General features: G+C 72.0%; 24 protein-coding genes and 1 pseudogene. 10 read left to right on the top strand and 15 right to left on the bottom strand.

Annotation, left to right across the window (positions count from 1 at the left end):
• Window positions 1–3 precede the first annotated feature (3 nt).
• From MOX02_RS06405 to MOX02_RS06420, 4 genes are read right to left on the bottom strand one after another with little or no spacing between them, the layout of a single operon-like run.
• A complete protein-coding gene (locus MOX02_RS06405; protein WP_147024976.1) occupies window positions 4–816 on the bottom strand; it encodes an ABC transporter ATP-binding protein in 813 nt (270 codons plus the stop codon).
• Window positions 813–1688 (bottom strand): ABC transporter ATP-binding protein, encoded by an 876-nt coding sequence (locus MOX02_RS06410; RefSeq protein WP_147024977.1) that lies wholly within the window; start codon window positions 1686–1688, stop codon window positions 813–815. Before MOX02_RS06410 ends, MOX02_RS06405 begins: the two co-directional genes overlap by 4 nt.
• A complete protein-coding gene (livM, locus tag MOX02_RS06415) occupies window positions 1688–3088 on the bottom strand; it encodes a high-affinity branched-chain amino acid ABC transporter permease LivM (protein ID WP_147024978.1) in 1401 nt (466 codons plus the stop codon). Before livM ends, MOX02_RS06410 begins: the two co-directional genes overlap by 1 nt.
• A gap of 5 nt (window positions 3089–3093) precedes the next feature.
• Entirely contained in the window at window positions 3094–4011 is a 918-nt protein-coding gene (locus MOX02_RS06420) for a branched-chain amino acid ABC transporter permease (protein ID WP_147024979.1), read from the bottom strand.
• A 408-nt stretch (window positions 4012–4419) separates the two neighbouring features.
• Between MOX02_RS06420 and MOX02_RS31045 the strand changes: the two genes are divergently transcribed.
• Window positions 4420–4581, top strand: a complete 162-nt coding sequence (locus MOX02_RS31045) for a hypothetical protein (protein ID WP_170267705.1) — start codon at window positions 4420–4422, stop codon at window positions 4579–4581.
• 171 nt (window positions 4582–4752) lie between these two features.
• Here MOX02_RS31045 and MOX02_RS06425 read toward each other — a convergent pair whose 3' ends face one another.
• Together MOX02_RS06425 and MOX02_RS06430 are read right to left on the bottom strand one after the other, a co-directional pair.
• The gene (locus tag MOX02_RS06425) at window positions 4753–5667 is read right to left on the bottom strand and encodes a metallophosphoesterase family protein (protein ID WP_147024980.1); all 915 of its coding nucleotides are present in this window, start codon (window positions 5665–5667) and stop codon (window positions 4753–4755) included.
• A 101-nt stretch (window positions 5668–5768) separates the two neighbouring features.
• A pseudogene (locus tag MOX02_RS06430) lies at window positions 5769–6251 on the bottom strand (VIT1/CCC1 transporter family protein); the annotation flags it as partial.
• Between the two features lie 338 nt (window positions 6252–6589).
• Here MOX02_RS06430 and MOX02_RS06435 point away from each other — a divergent pair.
• Genes MOX02_RS06435 through lpxK form a run of 3 tightly spaced genes read left to right on the top strand, consistent with a single transcriptional unit; the run spans window position 6590 to window position 9611 of the window.
• Window positions 6590–7330, top strand: coding sequence for a lysophospholipid acyltransferase family protein (locus MOX02_RS06435; RefSeq protein ID WP_147024982.1), 741 nt, complete (start codon window positions 6590–6592; stop codon window positions 7328–7330).
• Complete coding sequence (locus tag MOX02_RS06440; RefSeq protein WP_147024983.1) at window positions 7327–8631, top strand: 3-deoxy-D-manno-octulosonic acid transferase; 1305 nt, start codon at window positions 7327–7329, stop codon at window positions 8629–8631. Before MOX02_RS06435 ends, MOX02_RS06440 begins: the two co-directional genes overlap by 4 nt.
• Window positions 8631–9611 carry a tetraacyldisaccharide 4'-kinase gene (gene lpxK, locus MOX02_RS06445; RefSeq protein ID WP_147024984.1) on the top strand — a complete coding sequence of 327 codons (981 nt, stop codon included), beginning with the start codon at window positions 8631–8633 and terminating at the stop codon, window positions 9609–9611. Before MOX02_RS06440 ends, lpxK begins: the two co-directional genes overlap by 1 nt.
• 7 nt (window positions 9612–9618) lie before the next feature.
• Here lpxK and MOX02_RS06450 read toward each other — a convergent pair whose 3' ends face one another.
• A complete protein-coding gene (locus MOX02_RS06450) occupies window positions 9619–9837 on the bottom strand; it encodes a DUF2093 domain-containing protein (RefSeq protein WP_147024985.1) in 219 nt (72 codons plus the stop codon).
• Between the two features lie 158 nt (window positions 9838–9995).
• Between MOX02_RS06450 and MOX02_RS32075 the strand changes: the two genes are divergently transcribed.
• The 4 genes from MOX02_RS32075 to deoA are packed head-to-tail and all read left to right on the top strand — an operon-like array spanning window position 9996 to window position 13290.
• Entirely contained in the window at window positions 9996–10406 is a 411-nt protein-coding gene (locus MOX02_RS32075; protein ID WP_147024986.1) for a cytidine deaminase, read from the top strand.
• A complete protein-coding gene (locus MOX02_RS06460; protein ID WP_147024987.1) occupies window positions 10393–11238 on the top strand; it encodes a purine-nucleoside phosphorylase in 846 nt (281 codons plus the stop codon). The genes MOX02_RS32075 and MOX02_RS06460 overlap by 14 nt, the downstream gene beginning before the upstream one ends.
• Entirely contained in the window at window positions 11228–11992 is a 765-nt protein-coding gene (gene deoC, locus MOX02_RS06465; protein ID WP_244948431.1) for a deoxyribose-phosphate aldolase, read from the top strand. Before MOX02_RS06460 ends, deoC begins: the two co-directional genes overlap by 11 nt.
• A complete protein-coding gene (deoA, locus tag MOX02_RS06470; RefSeq protein WP_147024988.1) occupies window positions 11989–13290 on the top strand; it encodes a thymidine phosphorylase in 1302 nt (433 codons plus the stop codon). Before deoC ends, deoA begins: the two co-directional genes overlap by 4 nt.
• An 85-nt stretch (window positions 13291–13375) precedes the next feature.
• Here the strand turns inward: deoA and MOX02_RS06475 are convergent, their stop codons facing one another.
• From MOX02_RS06475 to dnaK, 4 genes are all read right to left on the bottom strand, one after another.
• Window positions 13376–13681 (bottom strand): hypothetical protein, encoded by a 306-nt coding sequence (locus tag MOX02_RS06475; protein WP_147024989.1) that lies wholly within the window; start codon window positions 13679–13681, stop codon window positions 13376–13378.
• Between the two features lie 124 nt (window positions 13682–13805).
• Window positions 13806–14441 carry a class I SAM-dependent methyltransferase gene (locus tag MOX02_RS06480; RefSeq protein WP_147024990.1) on the bottom strand — a complete coding sequence of 212 codons (636 nt, stop codon included), beginning with the start codon at window positions 14439–14441 and terminating at the stop codon, window positions 13806–13808.
• Between the two features lie 172 nt (window positions 14442–14613).
• Window positions 14614–15756, bottom strand: coding sequence for a molecular chaperone DnaJ (gene dnaJ, locus MOX02_RS06485; RefSeq protein WP_147024991.1), 1143 nt, complete (start codon window positions 15754–15756; stop codon window positions 14614–14616).
• Window positions 15757–15879: 123 nt separating this feature from the next.
• Window positions 15880–17793 (bottom strand): molecular chaperone DnaK, encoded by a 1914-nt coding sequence (dnaK, locus tag MOX02_RS06490; RefSeq protein ID WP_147024992.1) that lies wholly within the window; start codon window positions 17791–17793, stop codon window positions 15880–15882.
• A gap of 407 nt (window positions 17794–18200) precedes the next feature.
• Between dnaK and MOX02_RS06495 the strand changes: the two genes are divergently transcribed.
• On the top strand, window positions 18201–19202 hold the full coding sequence (locus MOX02_RS06495) for a cupin domain-containing protein (protein ID WP_147024993.1): 1002 nt from the start codon (window positions 18201–18203) through the stop codon (window positions 19200–19202).
• Between the two features lie 7 nt (window positions 19203–19209).
• Here the strand turns inward: MOX02_RS06495 and MOX02_RS06500 are convergent, their stop codons facing one another.
• The gene (locus tag MOX02_RS06500; protein WP_147024994.1) at window positions 19210–19812 is read right to left on the bottom strand and encodes a YqgE/AlgH family protein; all 603 of its coding nucleotides are present in this window, start codon (window positions 19810–19812) and stop codon (window positions 19210–19212) included.
• A 181-nt stretch (window positions 19813–19993) separates the two neighbouring features.
• On the opposite strand from MOX02_RS06500, the gene MOX02_RS06505 reads away from it, so the two are divergent.
• Complete coding sequence (locus MOX02_RS06505; protein ID WP_147024995.1) at window positions 19994–20476, top strand: peroxiredoxin; 483 nt, start codon at window positions 19994–19996, stop codon at window positions 20474–20476.
• Between the two features lie 59 nt (window positions 20477–20535).
• On the opposite strand, the gene rnhA is transcribed toward MOX02_RS06505, so the two are convergent.
• From rnhA to ispH, 3 genes are all read right to left on the bottom strand, one after another.
• Window positions 20536–20994: a ribonuclease HI gene (rnhA, locus tag MOX02_RS06510; protein WP_147024996.1), complete on the bottom strand. Its 459-nt coding sequence runs from the start codon at window positions 20992–20994 to the stop codon at window positions 20536–20538.
• A complete protein-coding gene (gene thrB, locus MOX02_RS06515) occupies window positions 20991–21956 on the bottom strand; it encodes a homoserine kinase (protein ID WP_147024997.1) in 966 nt (321 codons plus the stop codon). Before thrB ends, rnhA begins: the two co-directional genes overlap by 4 nt.
• A gap of 113 nt (window positions 21957–22069) precedes the next feature.
• Window positions 22070–23080 (bottom strand): 4-hydroxy-3-methylbut-2-enyl diphosphate reductase, encoded by a 1011-nt coding sequence (gene ispH, locus MOX02_RS06520; protein WP_147024998.1) that lies wholly within the window; start codon window positions 23078–23080, stop codon window positions 22070–22072.
• Between the last annotated feature and the right edge of the window lie 14 nt (window positions 23081–23094).

The following is a 23094-nucleotide window of genomic DNA, read 5'->3' on the forward strand; positions in this document are numbered from 1 at the left end:
GGCCTAGCCCTTCGCCTCCACGATGTCGGACGCCTCCACCAGTCCCCCCTCCAGGTAGGCCGCCTTGACGGCGGGATCGTCGAGCAGGGCGCGGCCCGTGCCGCTCATGGTGACGCGCCCGTTGACGAGCACGTAGCCCCGGTGGGCGAGCTTGAGGGCGTGGTAGGCGTTCTGCTCCACGAGGAAGATCGTCATGCCCTCGCGCCGGTTGAGATCGCGGATGGCGCCGAAGATCTGCTTCACCACGAGCGGTGCGAGGCCGAGGGAGGGCTCGTCGAAGAGGAGGAGGCGCGGGCGGCTCATCAGGGCGCGGGCGATGGCGAGCATCTGCTGCTCGCCGCCCGACATGGTGCCGGCCCGCTGCTGCAGCCGCTCCTTCAGCCGAGGAAACAGGGCGCAGACCCGCTCCAGATCCTGCGCGAAATGGCGCCCCCCGTGGAGGCTCGCCCCCATCTGCAGGTTCTCCTGCACGCTCATGCGCGGGAAGACCCGGCGCCCCTCTGGCGACTGCGCGATGCCGAGCCGCGCGATGGCGTGGGTCGGCAGCCGCGTGATGTCCTCCCCCGCGAAGGCGATACGGCCAGTCCGCGCCTGGGGCGAGCCGAAGATCGTCATCATCAGGGTCGACTTGCCGGCCCCGTTGGCGCCGATCAGCGTGACGATCTCGCCCTCGCCGACCTCGACGTCGACCTCGCGGAGCGCCGCGACGCTGCCGTAATAGGCCGAGACGCCCCGCACCGAGAGGAGCTTGCCCGCGGCGGCCGCCTGTCGGGCGCGGGTCTCCTCGACGAGGACGTTGATGCCGGCGACGCTCATGCCTCGGCTCCCGCGCTCGGCAGGACGAGGCCGACCTCGGCCTCGACCGCCTCCACCTCCTCGTCCTCGACGCCGAGATAGGCGGCAACGACCCGCGGGTCGGTGCGCACGGCGCCCGGCGTGCCGTCGGCGATCTTCACGCCGTAATCGAGCACGACGACGTGGTCGGAGATCTCCATGACCACCGACATGTCGTGCTCGATGAGCAGCACGGAGGTGCCGTCCGCCCGGATGCGGCGCAGAAGCTCGGTCAGCTCGGCCGATTCGCGGGGGTTGAGGCCAGCGGCAGGCTCGTCGAGGCAGAGCAGGACCGGCTCCGTGCACATGGCCCGCGCGATCTCGAGGCGCCGCTGCGCCCCGTAGGGCAGGTCCCCGGCCGGGTCGTCGGCGCGGGGCGTGAGGCCGATCCGGTCGAGCCAGAGGCGCGCCCGCTCGATCGCGGCGCGCTCGGCCGCCCGGTAGCCGCCGAGGCCGAGGAGCCCCAGCACCGTGAATCCGGAGGCGCGCATCAGCGGCGCGTGCTGCGCCACCAGGAGATTCTCCAGCACCGTCATGCCGGAGAACAGGCGGATGTTCTGGAAGGTGCGGGCGACCCGGGCGCGGCGGTTGACGGCGTGGTTCGGCAGCCGCTCCAGCAGGTGGCGGGCGCCGTCCGCGTGGGCGAGCGTCAGCCGGCCCTCGGTCGGCTTGTAGAAGCCGGTGATGCAGTTGAAGACCGTGGTCTTGCCGGCCCCGTTCGGGCCGATCAGCGCGGTGATGTCGCCGCGGCGGACCTCGAAGGAGAGGTCGTTGACGGCGAGCAGGCCGCCGAAGCGCATCGAGAGATGCTCGACGGTGAGGACAGGCTCGCGCGGGTCGATCACGCCCGACATCAGCCGTGGCCCTCGCGCACGAGGGCGCCGGAGACACCGCGGCGCTGCGTCAGCGCCACCGAGGGCATCCGCACCGAGATGAGGCCGCGCGGGCGCCAGACCATCATGGCGACCATGGCGAGGCCGAAGAGCAGGAGCCGGTACTCGTTCGGGTCGAAGCCCTCGCCGAACACCGCCTTGAGGAAGCCGAGGTTGCGCAGCAGCTCGGGCCCGCCGACCATGGCGATGGCAGCGACCGCCACGCCGACCTGGCTGCCCATGCCGCCGAGCACCACGATCGCCAGGATGATCGCGCTCTCGAGGAAGTTGAAGCTCTCCGGGCTGATGAAGCCCTGGCGGACCGCGAAGAACGAGCCAGCGAAGCCGCCGAACATGGCGCCGAGCGCGAAGGCGGTCAGCTTCGTCGTGGTGGTGTTGATGCCGAGCGAGCGGCAGGCGATCTCGTCCTCGCGCAGCGCCTCCCAGGCGCGGCCGATCGGCAGGCGGCGCAGGCGCAGCGTCACGCCGTTGGTGATCAGCGCCAGGGCGAGGATGAGGTAGTAGAGGAAGACGTTCCGGTGCATCGCGTCGAAGCTCAGGCCGAACGTCGCCGCGAAGCCGTTCGGGCCGGCCGTGAACGGGATACCGAAGAAGGTCGCCCGCGGGATCGAGGAGATCCCGGCCGAGCCGCCGGTGAGATCGACCCAGTTGATCAGCACGAGGCGGATGATCTCGCCGAAGGCGAGCGTCACGATGGCGAGGTAGTCGCCGCGCAGCCGCAGCACCGGGAAGCCGAGCAGCATGCCCCAGAGCGCCGCGGCGAGTCCCGCGAGCGGCAGGCAGAGCCAGAAGGACAGGCCGAAGGTCGTGGCGAGCAGCGCGTAGGTGTAGGCGCCGACCGCGTAGAAGGCGACGTAGCCGAGGTCGAGGAGGCCGGCGAGCCCCACCACGATGTTGAGCCCCCAGCCGAGCATCACGTAGGTGAGGATCAGGATGCCGAGGTCGATCCAGTATCGCGCCGGCCCGAGGCCGCCGCTCGCCAGCGCCGCCACCAGGGGGAGCGCCAGCGCGGCGCCGAGGAAGAGCGGCAGCGCGAGCCCGGAGATGCGCTGGCCCGCGTTCGGCGTCGCGTCCACCGCTTCCGTGGCCTGGCGGGGCGCGGGCGTGAGGGCGCGGCGGGCGTCCCGGCGCAGCAGGACCATTCGCTGCACGAGGCGCAGCGCGAAGATCGCCCCGCACAGGCCCGCGACGACGCCCCAGCGCGGGGTCAGGTCGAGGGCGCTCGTCTGGCTGAGATCGGTCCGGTAGCTCACGATCGGGATGCACAGCCCGAGCGTGACGAGGGCGTAGAGGCCCGCGTCCCGCAGGATCTCCGCGAGGCCCGCGCCCCGCGCCGTCCCCTCCCGCATCGCGTCGGCCATGCCGCTCAGACCTTCTCGACTTCGGCCCGGCCGAGGATGCCCGAGGGCATGAAGATCAGGACGATAGCGAGGATCGAGAAGGCGGCGACGTCCTTGTACTCGATCGAGAAATAGGCGGACCAGAAGGTCTCGATGAGGCCGATGATCAGCCCGCCGAGCACGGCGCCGGGCAGCGAGCCGATGCCCCCGAGGACGGCGGCGGTGAACGCCTTCACGCCCGGGACGAACCCGTCCGAGAAGGAGACGACGCCGTAGTAGAGCAGGTAGAGCACGCCCGCGACCGCCGCGAGCGCGGCCCCGAGGACGAAGGTCAGGGAGATCGTGCGGTCGACGTCGATGCCGAGGAGCGCCGCCATGCGGCGGTCCTGCTCGCAGGCGCGCTGCGCCCGGCCGAAGGCGGTGCGCTGGACGAGGTACCAGAAGCCCGCGAGCAGCAGCACCGTGACGATCATGATCAGGCACTGCTTGTAGGAGAGGGTGACGGCGTAGCCGTCGCGCTCGAACAGGGTGAATCCGCCGTTCAGCATCGGCGGGGTCGGCTTGTTGCGCGCGCCCTGGGCCACCTGCACGAAGTTCGACAGGAAGATCGACACGCCGATCGCCGAGATGAGCGGCGCCAGCCGGAAGGAGCCGCGCAGCGGCCTGTAGGCCACCCGCTCGATCGCCCAGCCCCAGAGCGCGGTGAGCGGCATGGTGATGATGAGGACGATGAGCAGCGCCACGGCCACCGAGGCGACGCCGAGCCAGGTGGTGAGGATGAGGAAGCCGATCAGCGCGATGAAGGTCGAGACCATGAAGACGTCGCCGTGGGCGAAGTTCACCATCCCGATGATGCCGAAGACCATCGTGTAGCCGATCGCGATCAGACCGTAGATCGCCCCGAGCGTCAGCCCGTTGATCAGCTGCTGTACGAACACATCCATTCGGCGCTGTCTCGCGTCGTCACGTTGCCGAGGCGAAGCCTCTCCGACCGAAGGAGAGCGGGCAAGTCCCGTACCGGATGCCGATGCCGGCACGCCACGGATTTCCCCCTCTGCGGCCCTCTTCCGGTCGGCCTCAGCGGGGACCATAGCCGATCACCACGCAAAATGCGCGCTGCGAATGCGGCGCTTCCTGCGCCGCAGCACGCCGCGAACGGCCACGCTTTTTGCTTGAGAATTCAATCGAGGCGCCGCACAGGCGGACGTTCAGGGCCCGGCCTCCATTTCGCAGCGCAGCGGAAATACTTAGGTAGAAGGTACTGCGGAGGGCTTGCGCCGTGTGAACGGCAGGTTAACGTCGGGCCATCGTGACAGCGTTCGACGATCAACCTCCAAGGCAGGGTGGCTCCCATGTCCGAGATGATTCGTGTGAAACCGACCCAGGACGGCACCTACACGGTCTACCGCGGGCCGACCGCTCTGATCGCAGGGCTGACACGGCTGCAGGCCGAGCGCTACGAGGCCACCATCGCCCGCCAGCGCCGTGACGCCCTGCTGCCTCCGGAAGGTTGAGGCGGGGTTCCCGAGACCCGCCATGACCCCGTCCCGGGAGCGCCGCGCGAGCGGAACCCGGGACACCTGACATCAGGCTCCGCCCCTCTCGCGTTCCGTTGCGGCGTTCGGGTTCCGGGCGTTCCCGCGATGTCCCGGAGCGGCGAAGCCGATGCGTCCGCGCGGGCGCCCTCAGGGATCCGACAGGGTCAGCGGGCCCAGATCCTCGATGCGGCCGCTGCCGTTCAGGCCGCGGCTCGTCGCGGTGATGCGGTGCCGCCCGCCCTCCCGCGTGACATCGTAGAGGTAGTAGGCGGCGCGGCGGCCGGGCAGGTCCGCGTGCCGGCCGCCCGTGCGCGCCGAGGCGGACGGTCCGCCCACCACCGGCACGGCGACCGAGCCGGGTCCCGGCATGTAGGCGACGCTGCCGACATGGTTGTGGCCGTGCAGGATGAGTTCCGCGCCGGCCCGACCGATCATCGCCGTGAAGGCCTGCGCGTCCTTGAGCTCGCGGCCCGCCGCGGCGCCGCCCGGGTGCGGCGGGTGGTGGATCATCACCACGCGGCACGGAGGCTCGATCTCCCGCGCCAAGCCGACGAGCAGCGTCTCCGCGGCCGCGATCTGAGCCTCTCCGAGCCGCCCGGTGGCGACGAAGGGCTTCGTCGGGATCGCCGAGGAGAGGCCGACAAGGGCGACAGGGCCGCGGCGGCGCAGATAGGGGAAGAGGCCGCAGCCCCCCTCGTCGTCCGCCGTCCAGGGGCCGCAGGTGCCGAGCAGGCCCTCGAGCGAGCCGCGCACGTAGGCGTCGTGATTGCCGGGCACGAAGCTGACGCGCTCCGGCGCGCCGAGGGCCTCGAGGAAGACGCGGGCCGTCTCCCACTCGCTCGGCAGGCCGATGTTGCAGAGGTCGCCCGTGCAGGCGACGTGGTCCGGCGCCTGCTCGCGCATGTCGGCGACGAGGGCCGCCAGCACCTCCATGTCGTGACTGCGCGAGCGCCCGCGGCGCCAGTTGGCGTAGCCGGTGGCCCGCTTGCTGAAGAGCTGCCGCAGCCGGGGCCGGGCCAGCGGTCCGACATGCGGGTCGGTGAGATGGGCGAGACGGAACATGGAGCCGGGCGATCACCGCGCGCATTGCGCGGGCCCCGCATCGCGGCTCGGGGCGCGTGCGTCAAGCGCGGCCGGGCCGCGACGGACGCGCGCGGTGCGCCTCATGCGCTGCCGATGAAGACGCCCGCCAGCAGCACCAGCACGCCGCCGAGCACCACCTGCAGGGAGGCGCGCCAGAACGGCGTCGCCATGTAGCGCGTGCGGATGGCCGAGATCGCCAGAAGCTCGAGAACCACCACCGCCACGGCCAGCCCGGTCGCGAGCAGGAAGGCGTTCGGCCAGGAATCGGGAATCGCGTAGGGCAGCGTGTGGCCGAGTCCGCCGAGCGCCGTCGCGACGCCGCAGACCGCGCCGCGAATCGTGGGCGAGCCGCGGCCCGTGACCTGCCCGTCGTCCGACAGCGCCTCGGTGAAGCCCATGCTGATGCCGGCGCCGACGGAGGCCGCGAGGCCCACGAGGAAGGTCGCGCCGTTGCTGTGCGTGGCGAAGGCCGCGGCGAAGATCGGGGCGAGCGTCGAGACGGACCCGTCGATGAGGCCGGCCAGGGCCGGCTGGACATATTGCAGCACGAACGCCCGGTGGCGTTCGGCGGCGCCGACATCGGAAGCGGCGGTGGCGGAGAGAGCGGCGGGCATTCAGGAAGCCTTCTTTAGACCGATTCCAATATATAATTTGGAACAGCTCCAAACAAGCGTCGTGCCGCTTTTTCGCCCGCAGAAGGGCCTAGACCCACGGCTCTGTGAAGGTTGCCGCGCGGCCGCGCGGTTGCCGCTCCGCCAGGATCCGGGCAAGACAGCCCGCGGTTCGAGACGACCGCCCTCACGGCTCGCGGACGCGTCCCCCCGGGCGCATTCCGGCCGGACAGTCAGCGCAAGGCTCGGGCGGAGCGGGCAGACGAGCCGCCGGGCTGCAGAAACGAGACATGAGCCTCGCCAAACGCATCAGCCGCCTGCCGGCCGTCCAGAGCGCGCTGGGCCACGTTGCCGCCGACTACCTGCGGCTCGTCCGGCGCACCAACCGCTTCACCGTGGTGCCGGGCGAGGAGACCGACGCTTGGCTCGACCGCCTCACGCCCTTCATCGTGGGCATGTGGCACGGCCAGCACATCATGATCCCGTTCATCCGCCGCCCCGGGGACCGGGCGGCGACGATCATCTCGCGCAACCCCGACGGCAACATCAACACGATCGCGCTGGAGCGCCTCGGCATCCGCGTGATGCGGGCCTCCGGCGCCCGCGGCCGGGTCGTGCGCGATGCCCGCGCCAAGGGTGGGGCCGAGGGCCTGCGCGCCATGCTGCGCGCCCTCAAGGACGGCGAGTCGGTGGCCTTCAGCGCGGACGTCCCGAAGGTCTCGCGCCGTTGCGACGCGGGCATCATCACGCTGGCCCGCTTCTCGGGCCGGCCGATCGTGCCGGTGGCCGTCGTCACGAGCCGGCACCTGCGCTTCAACTCGTGGGACCGGGCCTGCCTCGGCCTGCCCTTCGGGCGGGGCGCGATGGTGTTCGGCGAGCCGATCTCCGTGCCCCGCGAGGCCGACCCCGAGACCTTCGAGGGCCTGCGCCGGCGCGTCGAGGCCGAGATGAACCGCGTGCACGACCACGCCTACGGGCTCGTCGGACGGCCGGACCGTGTCGGGCTGCCGTCCTGGGGGCTGCCCGCGTGAGGGCGCCGCCGCTCACGCTTCCCCTGCGCGCCTACCGCGCTGGGCTCCTGCTCGGCGAGCCGGCGCTCGCGGGACTGCTCGCGCTGCGTGCCCGGCGCGGCAAGGAGGATCCGGGGCGCCTGCCCGAGCGCCGCGGCCTGCCCGGCCGGGCGCGGCCGGTCGGCTCCCTCGTCTGGATGCACGGGGCGAGCATCGGCGAGGCGCTCTCCCTGGTGGGGCTCGTCGACGGGATGATCCGGCGCGGCTTCTCCGTCCTCGTCACCACGGGCACGCGCACCGCGGCGGACCTGATCGGCAGCCGCCTGCCGCAGGGAGCCGTGCACCAGTACATGCCCCTCGACGCGCCGCGCTGGGTCGGCCGGTTCCTCGACCACTGGCAGCCGGACCTCGCCCTGGTGGCGGAATCCGAGATCTGGCCGAACACCATCCTGGCGCTCCACGCGCGCGCCATCCCGCTGCTGCTCGTCAACGGGCGGATGTCGGAGCGCTCGTTCCGCGGCTGGGAGCGCTCGCCGCGCACGGCGCAGGCGCTGCTCGCCCGCATCGCGATCTGCCTCGCGCAGACGAAGGAGGACGCGGAGCGCTTCGCACGCCTCGGGGCGCCGCGCGTCAGCGTCGCCGGGAATCTCAAGTACGACGCCGCCGTGCCCCCGGCCGACCGGCAGCAGATCGCGTATCTCGGCGACATGATCGGGGAGCGGCCGGTCTGGGTCGCGGCGAGCACGCACGCGGGCGAGGACGCTGAGGTGGCGCGCGCGCACGCCGCCCTGAAGGCCCGCCTGCCGCGCCTCCTCACCATCATCGTCCCGCGCCACCCGCAGCGGGGCGAGGAAGCGGCCGCCTGTGCGGCGGCCGAGGGCCTGCGCACGGCCCGCCGCGCCGCGGGAGGCCGCCCCCACCCCTCCGTCGAGGTCTACGTCGCCGACACGATCGGCGAGCTCGGCCTGTTCTACCGCCTGAGCCCCCTCGTCTATCTCGGCGGATCGCTGGTGCCGCACGGCGGCCAGAATCCGATCGAGCCCGTGCGTCTCGACGCGGCCGTCGTGCACGGCCCGCACACGCACAATTTCGCGCAGGTCTACCGGGCCCTCGACGAGGCGGGCGGCGCCGTCGCCGTCGCGGACGGGGCCGAACTCGCCGCCACGGTCGGCGAGCTTCTGGAGGATCCCCGCCGCGTCCGCACCATCGCGGCGGCCGGCCAGCGGGCGCTGCGCCCCTTCGAGGGAGCGGTGGAGCGGACGCTCGCCGTGCTCGACCCCTTCATCGCGCAGATGAAGCTCGCCGCCCTGAACGCCTCCTGATGCGGCCCCCCGCCTTCTGGTCGGCCCGGCCGGAGCACCCGGCGGCCCGCATCCTCGCGCCGCTCGGGCGCGCCTACGGGGCGCTCACCGCCGCGCGGATGGACCGGCCCGGCGAGCGCCTCCCCTGCCCCGTGCTGTGCGTCGGCAACTTCACCCTCGGCGGCGCCGGAAAGACGCCGACGGCCCTGGCGCTCGCCGCCCTCCTGGCCGGGATGGGGACCCGCCCCGCCTTCCTCAGCCGCGGCTACGGCGGGCGCCTCGCCGGCCCGGTCATGGTGGATCCGCTCCGGCACGGTGCGGAGGAGGTCGGCGACGAGTCGCTTCTCCTCGCACGGGCGCACCCGACGATCGTTGCGCGCGACCGTCCGGCGGGAGCCCGCGCCTGCCTCGCGGCCGGTGCCGGCGCCGTCGTGATGGACGACGGGCTGCAGAATCCGAGCCTCGACAAGGACCTCGCCCTCGCCGTGGTCGACGCGGAGGCGGGGCTCGGTAACGGCCTGCCCTTCCCGGCAGGCCCGCTGCGCGCACCCCTCGACCGGCAGTGGCGCCATGTCGGGGGCCTCGTGCTGGTGGGCGACGGGGCGGCCGGCGAGGCTGCGGCGCAGGCGGCGGAGCGGCGGGGCCTGCCCGTGCACCGCGCCGCCCTGGTGCCGGCGGGGGAGGGTCTGGCGGGGCGGCGCGTCTTCGCCTTCGCGGGGATCGGGCGTCCGGAGAAGTTCTTCGCCAGCCTGCGGGCGGTCGGCGCCGAGATCGCCGGCACCCGGGAGTTCCCCGACCATCACCCCTACCGCGCGGCCGATCTCGCGGCCCTCGCCGCCGCGGCCGAGCGTCCCGGCGTCGAACTCGTCACCACCGAGAAGGACGCGGTTCGGTTGCCGTCCGAGTTCCGGTCGCGCGTGCGCACGCTCCCGGTCGCGCTGCGCTTCGCCGATCCGGAGGCCCTGAGCCGGCAGGTCGGCGCGCTCCTCGCCGCGCGCTGAGGCGGCCTCAGCTGGCGCCGGTTTCCTTCAGCCGCTGCATGGCGGCCTCCGGGGTGGCATAGGCTTCCTGGCGCTCGACGCTCCAGTAGCGCAGGGCGTCGAGGTGGATCGGCTCGCCCGTCACCGCGCAGCGCACGTAGCTGCCCGGCTTGATCACCCGCATGGTGCCGTCGCCGTACTCCACCACCGCCTCGCCGCTCGCCCCGCGCTCGTAACGGCCCAGCATCCCGCTCTCCCGGTTCGAGAAATCCTCGCTCCGCTCATAGGAGCCCGGTCGACGCTTGTCGATGTGGCCTCGACGCGGGGGCCACCCGGTGCCAAAGATCGGCGCATGTGCGCTGAGACGACGGGCCCGCGCGGGCCCCGAGCCGCGGGCCTCCCCGCATGAGCCCGGAGATCGAGGAGCTGTTCCGGGCGGCGGGCGCCGCGCGCGCGCGGGCACACGCACCCTATTCCGGCTTTCGGGTCGGCGCGGCGCTCCGCGACGAGGCCGGCGCGGTCCATGCCGGCTGCAACGTCGAGAACGCCGCCTACCCGGTCGGCACCTGCGCGGAGGCGGGCGCCATCGCCGCGATGGCCGCGGGCGGCGGGCGGCGCATCCGCGAGATCCTCGTCCTCGGCGACGGGGCGGCCCTGGTCACGCCCTGCGGCGCCTGCCGCCAGCGCATCCGTGAGTTCGCCGACGACGCGACGCGGATCCTCGTCGCCGGCCCGGAAGGCCTGCGCCGCAGCTTCGACCTCGACGAGCTTCTGCCCCACTCCTTCGGCCCGGAGACCCTCGGTGGCGAGCGCTGATCCGGCCGTGGACGGCGCCGTCGCCGCGCTGGGGGCGGCGGGTTTCGCGGGGCCCTTCGCCTGCGCGGTCGTGACGGGTACGGGGCTCGGCCTCCTGGCCGAGAGCTTGGCGGAGCGGGTGAGCCTGCCCTACGCCGAGATCCCCGGCTTCCCCCAGCACGGTGTCAGCGGGCATGGCGGCACCCTGCACCGGGGGCGCCTCGGCGGCCGGTCCGTGCTGGTGCTGGAGGGCCGAGCCCACGCCTACGAGCGGGGCGAGGCGGCCGCCATGCGCGCGGCGATCGGCGCGCTCGCAGGCGTGGGCACGGGGACGCTCCTCCTCACCAACGCCTCCGGTTCGCTGATGCCGGAGGCCGGGCCGGGCAGCCTCGTGATGCTCGCCGACCACATCAACCTCTCCGGCCTCAACCCGCTGATCGGGGAGGCGAGCGACGCGCGCTTCGTGCCGATGACCGATGCCTACGATCCGGGCCTGCGCGCGCTGATGCGTGACGCCGCCCGTTCCATCGGCCTTACCCTGCACGAGGGGGTCTACGCGTGGTTCTCCGGCCCGAGCTTCGAGACTCCGGCCGAGGTGCGCATGGCGGGCCGCCTTGGCGCCGACCTCGTCGGCATGTCGACGGTGCCGGAGGTGATCCTCGCCCGCTTCTTCGGGCTCCGGGTCGCCGCGCTCTCGGTGGTGACGAACAGGGCGGCGGGGATCGGCGGCGGGGATCCGAACCACGCCGGGACGAAGTCCGAAGCGGCGGCTGCCGCCGCGGACCTCGCGCGGCTGGCGGCGGCCTTCGTGGAACGCCTCGAAGACGGGGACGGACGACAGCATGACGGATGACAGCATGGCAGCGCCGCCCTCCGACGCGACGGAGATCGCCCGTCGGGCGCTCCCGCTCCTCGACCTCACGAACCTTGCCGACATCTGCACGTCGAGCCACATCGATGCACTCTGCCGGGATGCGCGCGCCGGCGGCGTGGCGGCGGTCTGCGTCTGGCCGCAATACGTCGGCGAGGCCGCGCGCGCTCTCAAGGGGACGCCGGTGCGCGTCGCCACGGTCGTCAACTTTCCGGCCGGCGGCGAGGATGTCGAGCGCGCCGTCGAGGACGCGGCCGAGGCCATCGCGGACGGCGCCCAGGAGATCGACCTCGTCCTGCCCTACCGCGCGCTGATGCGGGGCGACGCGGCCACCGCGAGCGGGCTCGCCGAGGCGGTGCGCGACGTCTGCCGGAAGACCTGCCTCAAGGTGATCCTCGAGACCGGCGTCCTCGGCGATCCGGAGCGGATCGGGCAGGCCTCCCGCCTCGCCATCGCGGCGGGCGCGGACTTCCTGAAGACCTCGACGGGCAGGAGCGCGGTCTCGGCGACCCCGGAGGCGGCCGAGGCGATGCTCGGCGCGATCCGCGAGTTCGGGGCCGGCCGGCGGATCGGCCTGAAGGTCTCGGGCGGCCTGCGCAGCGTCGCGGACGCCGCCGCCTATCTCGCCCTCGCCGACCGCGTGATGGGCCCGGACTGGGCGCAACCGGCGACCTTCCGGCTCGGGGCGAGCAGCCTCTACGGTGAGCTCACCGCGGCCCTGGCGCGCGTCCCGTGACGCTTCCGCAGGAGACCATCCGGCGCAAGCGCGACGGGGCCGCGCTCAAGGATGCCGAGATCGCATCCTTCATCGCCGGGCTCACGGACGGGTCCGTCACGGAGGGGCAGGCGGCCGCCTTCGCCATGGCGGTGTTCTTCCGCGGCCTCTCCCTGCCCGAGCGCGTGGCGCTGACACAGGCCATGACGGGCTCGGGCACCGTGCTCGCCTGGGACCTGCCGGGTCCCGTCCTCGACAAGCACTCGACGGGCGGCATCGGCGACACGGTGAGCCTGGCGCTCGCGCCGATGGTCGCGGCCTGCGGCGGCTACGTGCCGATGATTTCCGGGCGGGGGCTCGGGCACACGGGCGGCACCCTCGACAAGCTCGCGAGCATCCCGGGCTACGACGTGGCGCCGGGGCTCGAACGCTTCCAGGACGTCACGCGGGCGGTCGGCTGCGCCATCATCGGGCAGACCGGGGATCTCGCCCCGGCCGACAGGCGGCTCTACGCGATCCGGGACGTGACCGGCACGGTGGAATCCCTCGACCTGATCACCGCCTCGATCCTCTCGAAGAAGCTCGCGGCGGGTCTCGGCGGCCTCGTGATGGACGTGAAGGCCGGCTCGGGCGCCTTCATGCCGGATCTCGGCGCGGCCCGCGCGCTCGCCGAGAGCATCGTCACGGTGGCGAACGGAGCCGGATTGCCGACCCGCGCGCTCATCACCGACATGGACGCGCCGCTCGCCTCGGCGGCCGGCAACGCGGTCGAGGTCGCCTACGCCATCGACTACCTGACGGGGCGACAGTGCGAGCCACGCTTTCACGCGGTGACGCTGGCGCTCGCGGCCGAGATGCTGGTGCTCGCCGGTCTCTGCGCCGACCGGGACGAGGCCGCTCGGCGGCTGGAGCAGGCTCTCGCCTCGGGGCGCGCCGCCGAGGTGTTCGCCCGCATGGTCGCCCGGCTCGGGGGACCCGCGGATCTCCTGGAGGGCTGCGAGCGGCATCTGCCTCAGGCACCGATCGTGCAGGAGGTCCGCGCGGAGGGCGTCGTGCGCGCCGTCGCGACGCGGGAGATCGGGCTCGCCGTGATCGGCCTCGGTGGCGGGCGCACCCGCCCGCAGGACGGGATCGACCCGGCGGTCGGCTTCACGGACTTGGCGCGGCCGGGCGACGCGAGCGGGCTCCTCGGCATCGTGCACGCCCGGGACGAGGCGGCGGCCGAGACGGCCGAGGCGGCGCTCCGCGCGGCCTACGGGCTCGGGCGGGAACAGGCGGGAGAGACGGAGCGGCCGGCGGTGCTGGAGCGCGTCGGGTGACCTCGGGGCTCACCCTGCTCCGGCTGGCCGAGATGGGGGCTTGCCTCCGGATCGGGCGGACCCGATCCGGAGGAGGGCGAACGCCTTACCAGCGGTAGTGCCGGTGATGGTGGTGATGGTGGCGGTGGCGCCAGCCGTGATGATGGCCCCAGTGGCGGTGGCGGTGGCCCCAGCCGTGGTGACGGTGGCCCCAGCCACGGTGATGACCCCAGCCGTGATGGTGGTGGTGGCCGCCCCGCACCTGGATCAGCGCGCCGTCGCTCTCGCCGGCCACGGCGGGCGCGGGCGCGACGGGCGCGGCTTGGGCGAGCGGAGCACCGAGGACGAGGCCACCGGCGAGGGCGAAGGCGGCTGCGAGGCCGCGGCCTGACCAGCGCTTGCTCAGGGACATGGACGTTCTCCTGCTTCCGATGGGCCGGCAGGATTGCCGGATCGGTACGGGTTTAACGCGCACGGCCTGAATGCGTCCTGACGGGGACCGCTACATTTCGTTGCAATTCCGGGGCGCAGCAGCGTCAGGGCCGGCGATAGACCCAGACGCGGGCCGGCGGCAGATTGAGCCAGACGCGGTTGGAACGGCTCGCGGTGTAGCTTCCCGCCTCGCAGCGGGCCGGGATCGGCGGCACCACCGCGTAGGTGAACTGCACGAAGGGGCTCCCGGGCACCATCAGGTCGTGCGCGCTGTTCAGCAGGTCGAGGCGCTGGTCCAGGGGCTTCGTGAAGAGCGGCAGGCTCGAGATCGTGGCGGCGGCCGGCCGCCGCAGGAGATCGCCGACCGTGTGGCGGATGTTGTAGGCGTCGCCCTGGATCACGGTGACGCCCGGGAAGCGGCGGCGCAGCAGCTCGCAGAACCCCGGGTTGAACTCCACGAGGACAAGGCGCTCGGGCGCCAGGCCGCGCCGGATCAGCGCCTCGGTGACCGGGCCGGTTCCGGGGCCGAGTTCCACCACAGGCCCCTCGACCCGCGGGTCGACGTAGGAGGCCATGGTGCGCGCCAGCATCTTGCCGGACGGCGTCACCGCCCCGGTCACGAGGGGGCGCTCGAACCACGAGCGCAGGAACCGCGCCTCGTCCTCCAGCGGATCGCGCCGCTCGCGCACCACACCGGTTGCAACCATGGCTTTCGCCCTGGAACGACGTAACGGCGGCAAGACCGAAGTCCCTCGAATTGGCAGGCGTGTGAACAGGCTAGACGACGAAAGCCGCACCCCAGTCAAGCCGCGCAGCGCGCATGGCGCACAGTCGGCCGACCTTCCGGGTGGCCGAGGCGCCCCGCCGCACGACCGATAACCGGGCTTGCCGGCGGTTGGATCCCGGCGACGCTCACTGCCGCGCCGCGCCGCTGAGCCCGCCCAGGAAGTCGCGCATCTTCGAGAAGAAGCCGGCGCTCTCGGGGTGGTTCTCGTCGGAGGCGGTCTGGTCGAATTCCTGCAACAGTTCGCGCTGGCGCTTGGTCAGGTTCTGCGGCGTCTCGACGAAGACCTGGATGTAGAGGTCGCCGACGTCGCGCGATCGCAGCACCGGCATGCCCTTGCCCTTGATGCGGAACTGCTTGGCTGTCTGCGTGCCCGCCGGGATGCGCACCTGCGTCTGCGAGCCGTCGATCACCGGCACGGTGATCTCGCCCGACAGGGCGGCCGTCACCATCGAGATCGGCACGCGGCAGAACAGATCCGCGCCGTCGCGCTGGAAGAACTCGTGCGGCTTGATCGACAGGAAGACGTAGAGGTCGCCCGCCGGTCCGCCGCGCATGCCGCTCTCGCCCTCGCCCGCGAGCCGGATGCGCAGGCCGTCGTCGACGCCCGCCGGCACGTTGATCGAGAGGGTGCGCTCGCGGCTGACGCGGCCGGCGCCCGAGCAGTTCGGGCAGGGATCGTCGATCACCTCGCCGCGCCCGTGGCAGTTCGGGCAGGTGCGCTCGATGGCGAAGAACCCTTGCGCCGCGCGGACCCGGCCGTAGCCCGCGCAGGTCGGGCAGGTTCGCGGCTTCGAGCCGGACTTCGCGCCGCTGCCCGCGCAGACGTCGCAGGTGATGGTGGTCGGGATCTTGATGGTCTCGGTCTTGCCGCTGAAGGCTTCCTCCAGCGTGATCTCGAGGTTGTAGCGCAGGTCCGAGCCGCGCTCGCGGCCAGGCTGGCCGCCGCGCCCGCGCGCGCCGCGCCCGTCGCCGAAGAAGTTGTCGAAGATGTCCGACATGAAGTCGCCGAACTCGTTGCCGAATCCGGGGCCGCCCGCGCCCTGGCTGAAGGCGGCGTGGCCGAAGCGGTCGTAGGCCGCGCGCTTCTGCCCGTCCGAGAGCGTCTGGTACGCCTCGTTGATCTCCTTGAACTTGATCTCGGCTTCCTTGTCGCCCGGGTTGCGGTCCGGGTGATAGGTCATGGCGAGCTTGCGGAACGCCACCTTCATCTCGCCGTCGGTCGCGGTCTTTGAGACGCCCAGAATCTCGTAGTAATCCCGCTTCGACATTCCTCGGCCCCAAGGTCCCTCATAAGCCGATCCCCGGGTCTTGCACCCGGGGACCGCGCCGTCATCGAATCATCTGGTGAGAAGATACGGGACCGGAGCGCTCCGGTCCCGTGCTCGCAAGCATCACGCCCGCTTCTTCTGATCCTTCTCGTCGACTTCCTGGAAGTCGGCGTCGATGACGTCGTCCTTCTTCTCGGCGCCGGCCTCGGGCCCGGCCTCGGGTCCGCCGGCCTGGCTCGCGGCGTACATCGCCTCGCCGAGCTTCATCGAGGCCTGCATCAGGTCCGTGGTGCGGGCCTTGATGGTCTCGACGTCCTCGCCCTCGAGCGCGGTGCGCAGCGCGGTCATCGCCGTCTCGATGCCGCCCTTGTCGGCCTCCGAGACCTTGTCGCCGTACTCCTTCACCGACTTCTCGGTGGCGTGGATCAGGCTCTCGCCCTGGTTCTTCACCTCGACGAGCTCGCGGCGCTTCTTGTCCGCCTCGGCGTTGGCCTCGGCGTCCTTGACCATGCGGTCGATGTCGGCGTCCGAGAGGCCGCCCGACGCCTGGATGCGGATCTGGTGCTCCTTGTTCGTCGCCTTGTCCTTGGCCGTCACGTTGACGATGCCGTTGGCGTCGATGTCGAAGGTCACCTCGATCTGCGGCATGCCGCGGGGCGCCGGCGGGATGCCGACGAGGTCGAACTGGCCGAGCAGCTTGTTGTCGGCCGCCATCTCGCGCTCACCCTGGAAGACCCGGATGGTGACCGCGTTCTGATTGTCCTCGGCCGTGGAGAAGACCTGGGACTTCTTGGTCGGGATCGTGGTGTTGCGGTCGATGAGCCGCGTGAACACGCCGCCCAGCGTCTCGATGCCGAGCGAGAGCGGGGTCACGTCGAGGAGCAGCACGTCCTTGACGTCGCCCTGCAGCACGCCGGCCTGGACGGCCGCGCCGATCGCCACGACCTCGTCCGGGTTGACGCCCTTGTGGGGCTCCTTCCCGAAGAAGGCCTTCACCACGTCCTGCACCTTCGGCATGCGGGTCTGGCCGCCGACGAGGACGACTTCGTCGATCTCGGAGGCCGAGACGCCCGCATCCTTGAGCGCCTTGCGGCAGGGCTCGATCGTGCGCTGCACGAGGTCGTCCACGAGGCTCTCGAACTTGGCGCGCGAGAGCTTCAGCGCGAGGTGCTTCGGCCCGGTCGCGTCCGCCGTGATGTAGGGCAGGTTGATCTCGGTCTGCGTCGCGGACGAGAGCTCGATCTTCGCCTTCTCGGCGGCCTCCTTGAGGCGCTGGAGGGCGAGCTTGTCCTTGGTCAGGTCGATGCCCTGCTCACGCTTGAACTCGCTCGTGAGGTACTCGACCACGCGGTTGTCGAAGTCCTCGCCGCCGAGGAACGTGTCGCCGTTCGTCGACTTCACCTCGAACACGCCGTCCCCGATCTCCAGGATCGAGACGTCGAAGGTGCCGCCGCCGAGGTCGTAGACCGCGATGGTGCCGGCCTTCTTCTTGTCGAGGCCGTAGGCGAGCGCGGCCGCGGTCGGCTCGTTGATGATGCGCAGGACCTCGAGGCCCGCGATCTTGCCCGCGTCCTTGGTGGCCTGGCGCTGGGCGTCGTTGAAGTAGGCCGGGACCGTGATGACCGCCTGCGTGACGGGCTGGCCCAGGTACGACTCGGCCGTCTCCTTCATCTTCTGCAGGGTGAAGGCGGAGATCTGCGAGGGCGAGTACTTCTTGCCGTCCGCCTCGACCCAGGCGTCGCCGTTGTCGCCCTTGACGATCTTGTAGGGCACGAGGCCCTTGTCCTTCTGCGTCATCGGATCGTCGTAGGTGCGGCCGATGAGGCGCTTGATGGCGAAGAAGGTGCGTTCCGGATTGGTGACGGCCTGCCGCTTGGCGGGCTGGCCGACGAGGCGCTCCCCGTCGTCGGTGAAGGCGACGATGGACGGGGTGGTGCGGGCGCCCTCCGCATTCTCGATGACCTTGGGCTGCGTGCCTTCCATGACGGCCACGCAGGAATTGGTGGTGCCCAAGTCGATGCCGATGACTTTACCCATGGTGGGATCCCTCTGTTGTTCTGTTCAAGCAGACCGCCGAGCCCCGAAGCAGCTCGGCCCATGGCGGTGCGGATTGGAAATTTGAGGTCGGGACGAGGGCCGGATTGACGGCCGGGAACGGCCGGATCCGGCGCTTAATCCCGCGCCTTGCCGGATATAAGAAGGTCAAAGCGGGCTCGCAAGGCGAAGCCCCGCGATCCGGGCGATCTCCGCTATCCCGTTGGCGGCGTTGGGTTAACCTGCCGGGCGGACGCCTCGGCCCATGCCGGCGGGGTCCAGATTTTGTTGCTCCGCTGCCACGCCCGCGCCATCGATCGCGTGTTAGACTTGATCGCCACGAGACGGACCTGCCGCCCGGTGCCGGCGCGGGCGGTGTTCAGTGCAAGCCCCAAGGCTCGATAGACCCGATGCGTCCGACCCGCGTTCTCCTCGCCCCGCTCCTCGCTCTCGCGGGCCTCGGCGCCCTCGCCGGGGAGGCGGCCGCGCAGAACTTCTTCGAGGAGCTGTTCGGCATCGGCCGGGCGGCCCGTCCGCCGGTGCCGCCGCGCGGGGTTCCGAACGCGGCGCCGCCCGCCCAGCCGGGCGCCGTGCCGCCGGGCGCCCCCGGAGCGCCGGGGGCCCCGCTCGATCCCAACGCCGAGGCGCAGAAGCCCGCCGCGCCCGCCCCCATGCGCCCGGTCGTCCTCAAGGCACCGGCCGACGACAACGTGGTGGGCCAGGACCTCCTCCTCAACGGCCTGAACGGTAGCATGAAGATGGAGCGCGCGGGCGCCAACATGACCGCCCGCATTACCCTGCCGGGCACCAAGGTCTCGCAGCCGACGGAATCCTGCTCCGTGCCGCTCTCCGGCGGCCAGCCGGTGACGCTCACCGCGGCGGGCAAGCCGGACGGCGTGGCGCGCTTCGAGGCCGCCGCGGCCGAGTGCCCCCTGCGCTTCGAGGTGCTGGAGGGCGGCGTGCTGGTGACGCCGCTCGGCGGCAACCCGGTCTGCACTTTCTCGGCCGCCGACTGCGCGACGACGCCGAGCGGCCTGTGGGGACCGGGCGCCGCCACGCTGATCCCGCGCTCGGCCGAGTTCGACACCGCCCGCGGCGTCGCCGACAAGGCGGTGCGCGAGAACTACAAGGTGATGACGCAGCGGGCGCGCCGCGAGGATATCCGCCCGATCGTGACCGAGCAGGCCGCCTTCTCCTCCGACCGCGAGCAGGTCTGCCGCACCTACGCCCGCGAGGGCTCGCACGGCTTCTGCCACCTGCGCTTCTCCGAGGCCCGGGCCCTGGCGCTCGCCACGCGCCTCGGCGCGAACACCGCGGCGCCGACCGCCGCCGTGGCGCCGCGCCCGCGCCGCAAGCCCGTGGTGGACGGGATGAACCCGGACGCGGCCGGCGGGGGCCCGATCGCCGAGTGAGGCGGGCTCAGGCGCGGCCGGCGCTCAGGGAGAGCATCGCCGGGTCGATGCCGTTGCTGCGCAGGGCGCGCTCGTACTTCGTGTCGAGCGCCGGGTGGAAGATCAGCTCCGGATCGGCCGGGCAGTTGAGCCAGCCGTTCGCCATGATCTCGCTCTCGAGCTGGCCGGCCTGCCAGCCGGCATACCCGAGCGCCAGCACGGCGCTCGCGGGCCCGTCGCCGTTGGCGATGGCGCGCAGGATCTCGACCGTCGCCGTGAGGCAGATCCCGTCGTCGATGATCAGCGTCGACTGGTCGATGTGGAAATCGTCGGTGTGGAGCACGAAGCCGCGCTTGCCCTCGACGGGCCCGCCCATCAGCACCGGCATGTGGCCGACGCGCTCGCGCAGGCGGATCGCGTCCGCGGCGGGCGCCACGTCGAGCTGCACCAGGAGATCGGGCATGCTCAGGTCGGTGACGGGCTTGTTGACGATGATGCCCATCGCCCCGTCCGCCGAGTGGGCGCAGACGTAGATCACCGAGCGCGCGAAACGGCTGTCCGCAAGCCCCGGCATGGCAACCAGGAACTGACCGTCGAGATAGGCGCTGCCACCGGTCCGGGGAGTGTGCATGCGCCTATGCTACGCCCCCCCATCCCGTTGTCCAGCGGACAAAGCGGTCCAGTTCGACCCATCGTGCGGTCCGGTGCGGATCGCCTCGACAGGGGTGGGCGGCCACGCTAGACGGGCGGGGCTCCGAGCCCGGCCGAGCCGGCGGAAGCGCGGCCCCGACGCCGATCGAGGAGAAGAGCGGATGACGATTCAGGTTGGCGACCACCTGCCCCAGGCGACCTTCCGCGTGAACGGGCCCGACGGGCCGCAGGCGAAGACCACGGACGACGTGTTCAAGGGCCGCCGCGTGGTCCTGGTGGGGGTGCCGGGCGCCTTCACGCCGAGCTGCCACCGCAACCACCTGCCGGGCTTCGTGCAGAACCTGTCCGAGATCAAGGCCCGCGGCATCGACGCGGTCGCCGTGACCTCCGTCAACGACGTGTTCGTGCTCGATGCCTGGGCCAAGGCATCCGGCGCCGAGGGCATCGAGTTCCTGGCCGACGGCAACGCCGATTTCGCCAAGGCCACGGGCCTCGACATGGACGGCACCGGCTTCGGTCTCGGCACCCGCTCGAAGCGCTATGCGGCCCTGATCGAGGACGGCGTCGTGCGCGTCCTCAACGTCGAGGAATCACCCTCGAAGGCCGAGGCGTCCGGCGCCGAGGCGCTCCTGAAGGTCATCTGAGCCGGGGCCGGCACCCCACCTCTCGGGCCACACGCACCGGGGGCCGACAGCCCCCGGCCTCAGGCCCTTATCTTGAACGGCGCCATCGCCGCCACCGCGAGGGCGTCGACCCGGTTGTTGAGCGGGTCGGCGGCGTGACCCTTGACCCAGTGCCAGCGCACGTCGTGGCGCTCCCGGGCGGTGTCCATGCGGCGCCAGAGATCCTCGTTCTTCACCGGCTTCTTGTCGGCGGTGCGCCAGCCCCGCGCCTTCCAGCCGTGGATCCACTCGGTGATGCCCTGGCGCAGGTACTGCGAGTCCGTGAACAGGTCGACGCGGCAGGGGCGCTTGAGCACCTCCAGCGCCTCGATGGCCGCCAGGATCTCCATGCGGTTGTTGGTGGTGTGGGCCTCGCCGCCGGAGAGCTCGCGCTCCGTGTCGCCGTAGATCAGGATCGCGCCCCAGCCGCCCGGCCCCGGATTCCCGGAGCAGGCGCCGTCCGTGTAGATCGTGACCCGCTTGTCCGAGACCGCGCTCACGGAGCCCAGCCGTAATCGCGGGCGTGTCGCGCGCTTCGGTGGAAGGTCAGGCGGCGGTCGTACTCGCGCGGATCCTTCGGCTGCACGAGGGCGCCGGGGGGTACGTCGAGCCAGTCCACGAGCCGGGTCAGCAGGAAGCGGAGCGCCGCGCCGCGCGCGAGGATCGGCAGGGCGTCCACCTCGGCGGGCTCCAGCCGCCGCACGCCCTCGTAGCCGGCGATGAGCGCCGCGGCCATGTTCGCGTGGAAGGTGCCGTCCGCCTCGAAGCACCACGCGTTGAGGCAGATGGCGAGGTCGTAGGCGAAGGCGTCCGTGCAGGCGAAGTAGAAATCGATCAGGCCGGACAGGTCGTCGCCGATGAAGAACACGTTGTCGGTGAAGAGGTCGGCGTGGATGACGCCGCCGGGCAGGCCCCGCGGCCAGCCCGCCTCCAGCGCGGCGAGATCGGCCCGCGTGCGCGCGGCGAGGCCCGGCGAGACCGTGTCGGCCTGCGGCTCGGCCTGCGCGAAGAGTGGCCGCCACGCCGCGACCGAGAGGTTGTTCTCGCGGCGCATCCCGAAATCGGCGCCCGCCGCGTGCAGGCGCGCCAGCGCGCCGCCGAGCGCCCGGCAATGGTCGACGCCCGGGTGCTTGACCGAGACGCCCTCGAGGAAGCTGACGATGACGGCGGGCCGCCCGCACAGGCGCCCGAGCGCGGTGCCGGTGCGGTTGCGAATCGGCTGCGGGCAGGCGAGCCCGCGCGTGGCCAGATGCTCCATCAGGTTGAGAAAGAAGGGCAGGTCCTCCTCGCGGACCCGCTTCTCGTAGAGGGTGAGGATGTAGGAGCCCTGCGTGGTGTGCAGGAAGAAGTTCGTGTTCTCCACGCCCTCGGCGATGCCCTTGTAGGAGAGCAGGCCGCCGATCTCGTAGGCGGAGAGGAAGGCGGTGAGCGCCTCGTCGGATACCTCGGTGTAGACGGCCACGTGTCGCGCTCGGGATGTCTCGGGATTGCTGACGAGGCTCGGAGCACGGCAAAAGGGCGCCGCTCGGGCGCCCCTGCCGGCCTGCTCGGGATCGGTCGGAGCGGGGTCGAGCCCTACTCCGCGGCCTCGCTGCGCAGCTCGCGCGGCAGCGGGAAGGACATGTCCTCCACCACCGTCGAGACCGTGTCGACCGTCACCTCGTAGCGGGCGGCGAAGGCGTCGATGATCTCCTCCACCAGCACCTCCGGCGCCGAGGCGCCCGCGGTGAGGCCGAGCTTGCGCACGTTGGCGAAGGCCGGCCAGTCGATCTCCTCGGCGCGCAGCACGAGGCGGGTGATGGGGCAGCCGACCCGCTCCGCGACCTCGCGCAGGCGCTGCGAGTTCGAGGAATTCGAGGAGCCGACCACGATCAGCGCATCGACGAGCGGCGCGATCTGCTTGACCGCCTCCTGGCGGTTCGTGGTGGCGTAGCAGATGTCGTCCTTGTGCGGCCCGGTGATGTTCGGGAACTTCGCCTTCAGGGCCTCGACGATGTGGCGGGTGTCGTCCACCGAGAGCGTCGTCTGCGTCACCCAGGCGAGGTTGTTCGGGTTCTCGGGCGTCAGGGCGGCGATCTGGTCGAGATCCTCGACGAGGGTGATCGAGCCCTTCGGGAGCTGGCCCATCGTCCCGACGACCTCCGGGTGCCCGGAATGGCCGACGAGGAGCACGTGGCGCCCGCGCTTGTGATGGATCTCGGCCTCGCGATGGACCTTCGTGACTAGAGGACAGGTCGCGTCGATCGTCGTGAGACCGCGGGAATCGGCGTTGGCCGGCACGGTCTTGGCCACGCCGTGCGCGGAGAAGATCACCGGGGCCCCGCCGTCCGGCACCTCGTCGAGCTCGCGCACGAACACGGCGCCTTTGCGCTTCAGGCTCTCGACCACGTACTTGTTGTGGACGATCTCGTGGCGGACGTAGACCGGCGGCCCGTAGATCGCGAGGGCGCGCTCGACGACGTCGATCGCCCGCACCACGCCGGCGCAGAAGCCGCGGGGTGCCGCGAGGAGGATCTCGAGGGGCGGCTTGGCCCCCGTGGCGGGCGCCCCGTCCGAGGCGGAGAGATTCGTGTTGTCGGCGCTCATGATCCGGCGGATGT

The organism is Methylobacterium oxalidis, from assembly GCF_007992195.1.
Classification (GTDB): domain Bacteria; phylum Pseudomonadota; class Alphaproteobacteria; order Rhizobiales; family Beijerinckiaceae; genus Methylobacterium; species Methylobacterium oxalidis.

What these genes read in the sequence shown, in the direction of transcription:
- dnaJ (WP_147024991.1), bottom strand. Translation starts at nt 15,756, where the DNA reads ATGTCGAAGCGGGATTACTACGAGATTCTGGGCGTCTCAAAGACCGCG.
- MOX02_RS32075 (WP_147024986.1), top strand. Translation starts at nt 9,996, where the DNA reads ATGAGCCCGGAGATCGAGGAGCTGTTCCGGGCGGCGGGCGCCGCGCGC.
- MOX02_RS06435 (WP_147024982.1), top strand. Translation starts at nt 6,590, where the DNA reads ATGAGCCTCGCCAAACGCATCAGCCGCCTGCCGGCCGTCCAGAGCGCG.
- livM (WP_147024978.1), bottom strand. Translation starts at nt 3,088, where the DNA reads ATGGCCGACGCGATGCGGGAGGGGACGGCGCGGGGCGCGGGCCTCGCG.
- MOX02_RS06500 (WP_147024994.1), bottom strand. Translation starts at nt 19,812, where the DNA reads ATGCACACTCCCCGGACCGGTGGCAGCGCCTATCTCGACGGTCAGTTC.
- MOX02_RS31045 (WP_170267705.1), top strand. Translation starts at nt 4,420, where the DNA reads ATGTCCGAGATGATTCGTGTGAAACCGACCCAGGACGGCACCTACACG.
- MOX02_RS06495 (WP_147024993.1), top strand. Translation starts at nt 18,201, where the DNA reads ATGCGTCCGACCCGCGTTCTCCTCGCCCCGCTCCTCGCTCTCGCGGGC.
- MOX02_RS06505 (WP_147024995.1), top strand. Translation starts at nt 19,994, where the DNA reads ATGACGATTCAGGTTGGCGACCACCTGCCCCAGGCGACCTTCCGCGTG.
- MOX02_RS06425 (WP_147024980.1), bottom strand. Translation starts at nt 5,667, where the DNA reads ATGTTCCGTCTCGCCCATCTCACCGACCCGCATGTCGGACCGCTGGCC.
- MOX02_RS06410 (WP_147024977.1), bottom strand. Translation starts at nt 1,688, where the DNA reads ATGTCGGGCGTGATCGACCCGCGCGAGCCTGTCCTCACCGTCGAGCAT.
- ispH (WP_147024998.1), bottom strand. Translation starts at nt 23,080, where the DNA reads ATGAGCGCCGACAACACGAATCTCTCCGCCTCGGACGGGGCGCCCGCC.
- MOX02_RS06405 (WP_147024976.1), bottom strand. Translation starts at nt 816, where the DNA reads ATGAGCGTCGCCGGCATCAACGTCCTCGTCGAGGAGACCCGCGCCCGA.
- deoC (WP_244948431.1), top strand. Translation starts at nt 11,228, where the DNA reads ATGACGGATGACAGCATGGCAGCGCCGCCCTCCGACGCGACGGAGATC.
- MOX02_RS06420 (WP_147024979.1), bottom strand. Translation starts at nt 4,011, where the DNA reads ATGGATGTGTTCGTACAGCAGCTGATCAACGGGCTGACGCTCGGGGCG.
- dnaK (WP_147024992.1), bottom strand. Translation starts at nt 17,793, where the DNA reads ATGGGTAAAGTCATCGGCATCGACTTGGGCACCACCAATTCCTGCGTG.
- lpxK (WP_147024984.1), top strand. Translation starts at nt 8,631, where the DNA reads ATGCGGCCCCCCGCCTTCTGGTCGGCCCGGCCGGAGCACCCGGCGGCC.
- MOX02_RS06475 (WP_147024989.1), bottom strand. Translation starts at nt 13,681, where the DNA reads ATGTCCCTGAGCAAGCGCTGGTCAGGCCGCGGCCTCGCAGCCGCCTTC.
- MOX02_RS06450 (WP_147024985.1), bottom strand. Translation starts at nt 9,837, where the DNA reads ATGCTGGGCCGTTACGAGCGCGGGGCGAGCGGCGAGGCGGTGGTGGAG.